Here is a 9,416-nt window from a genome sequence, read left to right as displayed (position 1 = left end):
GTCAGCAGCTTGTTGGTCAGCTAATTGTTGAGCAGCTAAGTCAGCAGCTTGTTGGTCAGCTAATTGTTGAGCAGCTAAGTCAGCAGCTTGTTGGTCAGCTAATTGTTCAGCCACAACAGCCTGTGCCATAGTCAGAGCCTGCTGGATTAGGTTCTTCAATATTTCTCTGGCAACAGGCCCCTCATCAAGACCAACTCGAAGAGCAGCTCTTACTGCAGTGATTTCTGCAGCTTCATCTGCGACGGCGGCAGGAGCAAGGTGAGCGTCCAAAAACGTTTGCGCAGCTTGCCATGCAGTCTGCAATGCAACATTTGTTGCTTGAAGGGCGCTTTCATGGGCTGTTCTAACCTGTTCCACAAAGGCGTGAAGTTTTTCCAGATTGACTGGTGCTGGTTTTTCAAGAAGCTTACGCAATTTCGCAAGGTCTGGAGTTTCAGATGCTATTTGCTCATATTCTCCTGGAGTCATCTCACGCAATTGAGCACGCAAATGTTGAATTTCAGTCACTGTAGCTGCATGTCTCTGGCGGGCAGCAGCAAGATTATGCCCCGCTTGAGTTCTTGCCGCCTCTAATAGCGCCACTTCTTCTTCTGCAGCGGCAATTGCGACATGAAGGGCATTCAACTGCTGGGAAACTTGTAAGATCTGAGGATGCAATTGATCAGCCCGTTCGGCAGCAATGCTGATAAAGTTTGCGATCTGATTTGGTATGTCTAAGTGCGCAGCAAGAATAGCAGAATTCAGATTTTCTTCCGGATTTTGTTGTATCATTCTTTCTAGAATAAATAGAGATCTTTCTCGGTCAGCGAGATTTAGATTATCAAATATCTCTTGAAGCTGAAGAGCAGAAAGCAAATTTTCATAAGTTAGTTCTGCATTTTCCTCAGGGGCTATATTATGCTCCGCCTTGAAATGTATATAACTATTCCATTCTTGTAATAAGCCCTCTATTGACTGGCCAAGTTCGGTATCACGAGCATTCAGAGCATCTAATTTTACTGCTTTCTCCTCAAAGGCTGCAGTCTTTGTTGTATGCACAGCTTCCAAAGTTCCAATCTCATGCTCTAAAATTTCCAGGGTGTCTTGGTCTGGGTTGAGGGCGGTTTGGGCAGCTCTATGATGTTCTGCGTAGGTTTCAAGTAGTGTGGCCAACTGAAGCGCTCTCTCTTGATCAGCAGGGGCGTCTTCCGCAGGCACCAATGCTGCAGGTAAAGGCACTTGTTCTTTCTTAAAAGAATCGTATAGGGTAGATGAAGCGAGCTCTGCTTTTATATGTATCTTTGCTTCATCTGATACAAAAGGAAGGTCAGATGCTTTTGACAGAGTGGCTGCGAGAGAAGAAATGTCACTACCTGCTCGTATTTTTTCAGATAGAGCTTCAGATAGATGGTGTGTACAAGCTGTGACAAGCGCTGTTTTTTCTTCCTGACTTCGGGCAGATATAAGCTGAGTGAAGGCCTCAGCAGGAGCCATCCCCTGATTAAGAAACGATTTTAAAACGAAAGCTGCATGGGTAATATCTCCAGTTTCCGCTAATTGAGCTTTTACAGCATGAGGATTCATCCTTGCTTTCACAATCAATGCTTCGTAAACATGATAATCTGTATCTGGATTAAGCCCACAAGCTGTTAATCTATCTCTAATAGTGGGGTTGCGTCCAACTGATACGGGTTCAAAGTAATCTTGTCCCGCAGCATATACATTGCCCATACTAACGATTTGGTGCAAACAAGTGGCCAGGGCCATATAGCCCAAAAAATTTGTTGTTTTCTTCTTCATTGTTATACCTTTTTATAATATTTTTGGATTTTTTTTGAATAAAAATCTTCTTCTGGGGTGTATATATTTAGATTTTTTTAAAAAGTCAAATTTTTTATTAATACCTCTTATATAAGGGAGCAGTTTTTTCTTGGAATTAGCCCATTTCCAAAAATAAGTATTGCTTGTGAAGCTGCAATTTCTTAGATTTCTAATGTAGGCAGAGCACATGTTGAAATCCACTCTTCTGGATTCAATTGTATTATTTTTTGTGATTTTATAGCGTTCATAAAAAAATAAAGAAAAGGGCCTTTACAAAAGGGCGCATAACCCTTAATTCTTGTTGAGACTACTAAAATTTTATGGCCGGGTGGCAGAGTGGTTATGCAGAGGACTGCAAATCCTTGTACGTCGGTTCGATTCCGGTCCCGGCCTCCAAAATTTATGTGGATTTTTGTTATTATTTTTGATAATAACGACTTGTATCTTTATGGTACTACCGTATTCCCCGATAGCTCAGTCGGTAGAGCAAATGACTGTTAATCATTGGGTCACTGGTTCGAGTCCAGTTCGGGGAGCCATCTTTTCCAAGCCTTTCAGCCAGGTTGCCTGTTTTTGATTTTTCCTCCGTGCTACCCTGGTGCTACCTTTTGAGGGAGATGCCATACTCTTGGTTCTTCTTAGATTGTGCTGTTTTTTGAAGATGTTGAGGTTTTTTAAAAAGTAATCTGGTAGCGAACTCCTGCTCCTTGACCGTATCGTTGAATCAAAGTGGTTTCTGTAAGTTGACTAAGTCCATACCCGACTGTACGAATCGGAAGTCCTGTTATTTTTACAATTTCCTGTCGTGTTAGCCTTAACTCAGGATAGTTCTTGAAACATTCGTAAATTTTAGAGGCGCCTTCCGATAACAAACTAATGGCCGCATATCTAGAGTAATATACATCTATGTCACCCAAGGATTTTTGGAGAATTTTAATCATAAATCTTAAGAAATACTCCATCTGATATTTTCTAGGATCCTGATGATATATGCCATTAGAGCATTTATTAAGGACAGCGTAGTATTCTTCCCTATGTTTCTCTATGTGGCGATCAATCGCTATATAAGGGATAACGCCTGCAATAGCGTTATCATTAGACTGTAAAAGGGCCAACAAAAAGAGCCCTCGACCAAGTCTCCCATTCCCATCCTGAAAAGGATGAATAGCAAGAAAACGATATACAAATTCACAAGTAACCGCCATGGGCCAAGGGTCGCTAGATAAGGCAGTGTTGTGCCAACTAACAAGGTCATGCATAGCAGCTTCTGTTATGGGCCCCGCATCGGATGTTTTAAAAACAACTCGAGTTTCTTTTGTGCGCAAATTTCGCTCAACCACAGAGTTGGGTTGTATTTTATAGGCTCCAATATAAGGACCTCCCTTATGATGTGGGAAAAGCAATTCATAATGTAGGGCTCTAATGTCATTTTCTTTCAAAGGCATCATCTCTTTAGATTGGTCAAACACATGCTGTAGCATCTGTCTGCACCCGGCTACCTCCTCAATAGATCTTTCCCTATCCTTAGAAAGCTTGTCTTCTATGAGTTTTTTATTTTCCACAAAGGCTGTAGTTTTGCTATCGCTTTCGAGAAGTGTATCTAACCAGTAAATTTCACTATCTGTTAGTTGGGCATTTTCTATACGCGTGGAGCCCCCAATGATGCGGGCCCTTGCTAATTTTCTGATGTAATCCTTTGCGTCCTCAGAATAGGAGTCTATTTGAGCAAATTTTATTGTGAATTGATTTTGAAGCTCTTTGAGCTCTTGTATTAGTTTATCATCTAATTTAATATGTAACATCAGGCAATAGTGGGCAATAAATAAAACATTTCATTGCCCACTATTGCACGATTAAGATTTTTGTGCAAGTTATAGCTAGCCTCCCATAAAAAGAGTATAAAAATTCTCCTCAATTGTTTTTCTCTGACTTGACAAGATGATCCCTTTTTCTGCAGAAACCCTTGGTTTTGGACCCTCGACTCAAGGTCGAAGGATTCATTGTGGGGTATACTCTTTTTATGGGAGGCTAGCTATATATGAAAAATTATGACAGAGCTGTCTTTATTTCCTCTAGAATTCTACAAAGTAAGTAATCTTTCTAAAATACCTACTGTCAATGACCAATAAAATTCCCCTTAAATGTAATACTACAAACATCTATTTGTCAGTTGCTAGTATTAAAACTAGGAAGGATTTTACTAAATTATCCTGTTATTAGTAGTTAAAAATGAAGGTGGTTGTAGAAGATTTCTAGAAGTGTTGCTGAGGCATAATACATTTTAAGACATCATTCCTTCTCACTATAGAAAAATCTCTTAATTTTAAGCGGGTTTTTCTTGATTTTTTTGACCCAGAAAGATATCATGAGTCATAGAGTTTGAATTGGTTTCGGACTCAAATAATAAGGAACGTGGAGTTCCAGTGGTATCAACACATAGAACCCCACTCATCATAAAAACCTAGAAAGGAGGTCTAAATGACTAAAAACAATCTAGACGATTTTTCCCAAACTTTAAAGGCCCTTGATAAGAGTTATCATGATTTGCTGGTGCTCTTTGAGGGTCATGTGGATTTTGGGGACAACATCCCAATCACCCTGGCACAAATTCGTTTTCTGCACGAAGAAATTCGGGAAGAATTTGCAATAGGTGTTAAAAAGACGCTTCATTAAAATATTCCAATGATTCCCTCGGGCTCAGGTTCGGGGGATTCATGAGGAGGTCCATTCGTTTTATCCGAGTTGAGCTATAAACTATTCTAAATCTATAAAAGGTATTTTTCCTTTTTATAGACTTGAAATGAGAAACGATATTAGATCTATAAAAAGCTTTTTCTCTCTTTACAGATATAAAAATGTGCTCTATTTTGAATCTGTAAAAGGGATTGTTATTATCTAAAGATCCAAGAGGAGAATTATGGCTAAATTTATTGGGCGCAAAAGAGAACTTGAAATCCTTCAGGGACTACTCCTCAAACAGACGGCAAGCTTGGTTGTGATAAAGGGGCGACGTCGAATTGGTAAAAGTCGTCTTATTAAAGAGTTCGGAGAAAACAACAAACCATATTATATTTTTTCTGGAATTCCTCCCACCATTCATACAACGAAACAATCCCAAATAGCTGAGTTTGTTAGGCAAATGCGGGAACATTTTCATTCTCCCAACATTCAATTTAACGATTGGGGAGATGTTTTTCATTTTCTGGCTGACAAGGTTAAAAAAGGCAAAACAATTGTTGTGTTTGATGAAATTTCTTGGATTGGATCTAAAGATCTTGATTTTCTAGGAAAATTAAAAAATGCTTGGGATCTCCATTTTAAAGAAAATGATAAACTCATACTTATACTATGTGGGTCGGTGTCGGCTTGGATTGAAAGAAATATTCTCAGCAGTACGGGATTTGTTGGAAGAATATCAAGCACTCTTACCTTAAAAGAGCTTTCTTTAGACGAATGTAATAAGTTTTTTGGTTCAAAAGGAAAACTTATTTCTTCTTATGAAAAATTTAAAATCCTATGTGTTACAGGCGGAATTCCAAAGTACCTTGAAGAAATAAGACCTGAATTAACGGCAGAGCAAAATATAAAGAATCTGTGTTTTGCAAAGGAAGGTTTCTTATTCAACGAATTTGACCAAATGTTTTCTGATTTGTTTATAAGTCAAAGCAGTTTCTATAAAAAATCCCTAGAATTTTTAGTCAATGGGAACCTAGGAGGGAATCAATTATGCAAGACAATAAAATTCGAGCAAAACAATACAACTTCTGATTATTTGGGCGAACTTGCGCAAGCAGGTTTTATAAGTCGAGATTATACATGGAATTTGACAACTCATACAGAGGCTAAGTTAAGCCATTATCGACTTAAAGATAACTACACTCGATTTTACTTAAAATATATACTTCCTAATAAGAACAGAATTTCAGAAGGCAGTTTTGAATCAAAGGCTTTAAGTAGCCTACCTAATTGGAATACAGTAATGGGCCTCCAATTTGAAAATCTTGCTCTTAACAATCGCAAAAGAATATGGGAACTTCTTCAAATATCTTCTGATGAGATTATGTGGGATAATCCATTTTTCCAGAATAAAACGTCCAAGCAACCAGGCTGTCAGATTGACTATTTAATACATACAAAATTTTCGAATCTTTACATCTGTGAAATCAAATTTTCTCAAGCTGAAATTAAAAAGGATATCATCGATGAAATGGAACAAAAAATTAGAAACCTTCAACGTCCTAAAGGTTTCTCTTGCCGCCCTATTCTAATCCACATTAATGGGGTACATGAGGAAGTGAGAGATTTAGATTACTTTTTTCATATCATAGATTTTAGCGACTTTCTGAAAAAATAAGAAACGGGTCCGGGGGATTCACTAGGAGAGAGTCAAGAAAGATGCTCTATAGACTCAGGTCATGGATTCCCAATCAATTTTTAAGAGAAAAAACGTAAGCGTTTTTCACAAAAAAGTGTTTTTATAAGCGTTTTTCATGGAATGAAACTGTTTTTCATGATATCTTGTAAAAATGATAAGTGAACACAATCTACAATTGATTCGTCAAAAACTTCCAACAGGCTCTGAAAAAGTTGTGGGATATGGGTGGCTTATTCAGCGCTATTCTCTTAAGGTTCCTTTGCCCAGACAGATTTTTTGTATCGGAGAAAAGCATCAAATTTACGAGACGCTGACCTTTAAGATGTACACTCCTCGACATAGGCCTGAAGAAACATTGGTCGGCCATCTTACTTTTGCATTAAAGTATGAAGGTGTTAGTCTTATTATTTTAAAAAAATTATTTGAAACAATATCCCCTGCGGAAATTGAAAAGTGGGTTCAAGCTGAGTCTGTGGGAAAATATGCCAGGCGGACGTGGTTCCTGTATGAGTGGCTTATGAACAAAACTCTTAAAATTTCAAATGCGGTAACGGGTAATTTTATTGATGCTTTAAATACCAAACTTCAATATGGAGGACTTTCTAGGCCTTCTCGTCGTCATCGAGTCAATAATAATTTACCGGGGGTTTTTGATTTTTGTCCCCTGATTTGGAAAACTAAAAAATTGGAAACTTTTCTATCTTTGAACCTTGAAAAAGCAGCTCAAAAACAAATAGATCATATTTCTTCTGAGCTTCTTACGCGGGCGGCGGCTTTTCTCTTGTTAAAGGACTCTAAGGCTTCTTTTTCTATTGAGGGAGAAACTTTGCTTAAAACACGGGCCGAACGATGGGGACGTGCTGTGGCACAGGCGGGAAGTGCTTCTCTTTCTCTATCGGAGATTGTGCGGTTACAGACTCTTGTGATTGAAGATAAAAGGTTTATTCCCTTGGGTCTGCGGACTCAGGAAGGATTTATTGGAATGCATGACTTGGAAACAGGGATTCCTCTTCCAGATCATATTTCTGCTCGTTGGAAAGATATTCCAAATTTGATGAAGGGGCTGATAGAAACTTATGAGCTATTGAAAAAAAGTAATTTTGAGCCCGTTTTGGCAGCGGCAGCGATTTCTTTTGGATTTGTTTTTATTCATCCTTTTGTTGATGGGAATGGCCGTATTCATCGGTATTTGATGCATCAAGTTCTGGCTGATTTCGGATTTTCCCCTAAGGGAGTTGTATTTCCTATATCAGCAGTGATTCTTGAGAATTTAGAAGAGTATCGACATGTTCTAGAGGTCTATTCAAAGCCCTGTTTAGACTTTATTGAGTGGAAGTCGGACAAACAGAAAAATGTGGAAATTCTGAATGATACTGTAGATCTTTATCGTTATTTTGATGCAACTTCTGTGGCAGAGTTTTTATATGAATGCATTGCAGAAACAATCCAAACCAATTTGCCTGAAGAAATTAAATATCTAGAGCAATATGATCAATTCAAAAAACGCCTTCAAAAGAAATTTTCTATGCCAGATTCTTTTGTTGATCTTCTTGTAAGATTTTTACAGCAAAATAACGGAAGTTTCTCAAAGAGGGCACAAAACAAGGAATTTAAAATTCTTTCCTTAACAGAACAGGCGGAAATCCAAACAATTTATGCTGCCGTTTTTAAGAGGAAATAAGATTTCTTCCTGTCGACTTGAATTCAGTTTAGAAAATCGTTTTTTTTTCTGAATTTAGATAACCCATTGTTATTGTTTTGCAAAGCTCATCTTTCTACCTCCCCTTTGGATTTGTCATTTTATAAACACGACCGTGGGGAATCACAACAGATTCAACTTCTTTTTTAAGGCCTTTGCCTTCCCATATAAGATCGGTCCCTTCGCAGGTAAAACCACGAGACCACAGAAGCTTTCGAACTTCTGCGGGGGGTTGAGTCTTGAATATGACTTGTAGGGCAGGGGGTTCTTTTTTAGGGACAGAAGGTCTTGTGGCAAAGGGTTCCCCTTTTGCCGCCCATTCGGAGGCTAGTTTAGGATCCCTGAGGGACTCGCGCATGCTCAAAAACCCTCCCGCAAGAACTTTGTGATCAAGCAGGGACATTCTGCATCGTTCTAAAATTTCACCGATGCGTATAAAATTACTGATGCGTGCTTTACTTTCTTTAATTTTGACCATTGCTTCGCATTGCTGAAGTCGTGCTTGTGTCTGGGCAATTTTCTTTCGCTCTTCTAATAGGATATACATTTTTAACCTCTCTCATTGTTAGCTTTAGCTCGTTTTTTTGAGTTTTATTTTTTTATCATCTCTATGCGGCCGATGGGCATAGAACGACAGATGATTCACAAATAATATCAAAAATTAATCGAATTGGATAATTGATAAATTCAAAGTTTTTCGCACATTTGTTCACATTTGGCAAACTCGTTGTCGAGTTTGCCAAATGTGAACAAATGTGCGCTTTACAGAGAAGAGGTTTAGAAACTTAATGTGTTTAGTTGTGAGGGAGTTTTTCAGAGAAAAGTGACCAGGAAATTTTTTAAAGAGGCTAACCGTTTGCTTGGTTTCCGTTTGTATCAGCTGTGCAAAAGTACGCAAGTTTATGCAACAAACACCCCACCACAACACCTCTCTTTGTTGCATGAATTTTGCCAGTTTGTTGCAGAGATGTTGCATGGAATGTCGCACAGATAAATTATACCCACCAAGGGTTATAGGCGTGGTTGTTGCACATATATTGCGTAGGGTGTCGCCAAAACAGGACCTGCTTGTTGCATGTTGCATGCACTAAGAGATGCATCATGCAACAAGGGGAGGTGAGATAAGGGGGTATTGTTGTACAAAAAATGAAAACTTCATGCTTCTTACGTAACGTTAAAAAATCAACTTGTTTTTGAATGGTAAGAAAACAGCTTACTTGTCTCATAGAAGAAAAAACTTATATTTTTCTTCTGTATCTTTCATAATGTTTTAATCAGGATGAGAGGTGGGATTAAATCGTGCGTAAAAATTAGGGTATCAAGTTTCCCAGTTCTGAAGCTTAACACCTGACATATTTGAAAAAAGATAAAAAAATGATAGGATGCCTTCAAAAAAAGGAGGATCCAATGAGAAAAAAAGTGGTGGTGTGTGGCATGTTGCCGAAATAATAGCGGATGACTTAGAAGATCGAGATACTGGACTGAGAAAACCCCAACGGATTGGTCTGTCAGATATAGCCGCAAGTGTCTTAAGTTGCCGTT

7 protein-coding genes and 2 tRNA genes are annotated in these 9,416 nt (G+C 38.4%); 6 read left to right on the top strand and 3 right to left on the bottom strand.

Features of this window, described 5'->3' with window-relative positions; genetic code table 11:
- Positions 1 to 1,779, bottom strand: a 1,779-nt coding sequence (locus WCG05_05565; GenBank protein MEI8321448.1) for a hypothetical protein, incomplete at its 3' end; no start/stop codon positions are given.
- 343 nt (positions 1,780 to 2,122) lie between these two features.
- Between WCG05_05565 and WCG05_05560 the strand changes: the two genes are divergently transcribed.
- Together WCG05_05560 and WCG05_05555 are read left to right on the top strand one after the other, a co-directional pair.
- Positions 2,123 to 2,196: transfer RNA gene (locus tag WCG05_05560), tRNA-Cys, on the top strand.
- Positions 2,197 to 2,263: 67 nt separating this feature from the next.
- Positions 2,264 to 2,339 (top strand) — tRNA-Asn (locus WCG05_05555).
- A 135-nt stretch (positions 2,340 to 2,474) separates the two neighbouring features.
- Here the strand turns inward: WCG05_05555 and WCG05_05550 are convergent.
- Positions 2,475 to 3,602 carry a Fic family protein gene (locus tag WCG05_05550; GenBank protein MEI8321447.1) on the bottom strand — a complete coding sequence of 376 codons (1,128 nt, stop codon included), beginning with the start codon at positions 3,600 to 3,602 and terminating at the stop codon, positions 2,475 to 2,477.
- A gap of 676 nt (positions 3,603 to 4,278) precedes the next feature.
- On the opposite strand from WCG05_05550, the gene WCG05_05545 reads away from it, so the two are divergent.
- The 3 genes from WCG05_05545 to WCG05_05535 all read left to right on the top strand — a co-directional run bounded on the left by WCG05_05545 (position 4,279) and on the right by WCG05_05535 (position 7,856).
- Positions 4,279 to 4,473, top strand: coding sequence for a hypothetical protein (locus WCG05_05545; protein ID MEI8321446.1), 195 nt, complete (start codon positions 4,279 to 4,281; stop codon positions 4,471 to 4,473).
- Positions 4,474 to 4,717: 244 nt separating this feature from the next.
- The gene (locus tag WCG05_05540; protein MEI8321445.1) at positions 4,718 to 6,154 is read left to right on the top strand and encodes an ATP-binding protein; all 1,437 of its coding nucleotides are present in this window, start codon (positions 4,718 to 4,720) and stop codon (positions 6,152 to 6,154) included.
- A gap of 172 nt (positions 6,155 to 6,326) precedes the next feature.
- Positions 6,327 to 7,856: a Fic family protein gene (locus tag WCG05_05535; GenBank protein ID MEI8321444.1), complete on the top strand. Its 1,530-nt coding sequence runs from the start codon at positions 6,327 to 6,329 to the stop codon at positions 7,854 to 7,856.
- Between the two features lie 94 nt (positions 7,857 to 7,950).
- Here WCG05_05535 and WCG05_05530 read toward each other — a convergent pair whose 3' ends face one another.
- Positions 7,951 to 8,421, bottom strand: a complete 471-nt coding sequence (locus WCG05_05530; protein MEI8321443.1) for a hypothetical protein — start codon at positions 8,419 to 8,421, stop codon at positions 7,951 to 7,953.
- Positions 8,422 to 8,697: 276 nt separating this feature from the next.
- On the opposite strand from WCG05_05530, the gene WCG05_05525 reads away from it, so the two are divergent.
- Complete coding sequence (locus WCG05_05525; protein ID MEI8321442.1) at positions 8,698 to 8,868, top strand: hypothetical protein; 171 nt, start codon at positions 8,698 to 8,700, stop codon at positions 8,866 to 8,868.
- The last annotated feature ends 548 nt before the right edge of the window (positions 8,869 to 9,416 follow it).

This window comes from Alphaproteobacteria bacterium (genome assembly GCA_037146715.1).
In the GTDB taxonomy this organism is placed as follows: Bacteria; Pseudomonadota; Alphaproteobacteria; order UBA7879; family UBA5542; genus JBAWWO01.
Note: the sequence above shows the minus strand (reverse complement) of the source record. Positions and strands in the feature narration are given on the sequence as shown.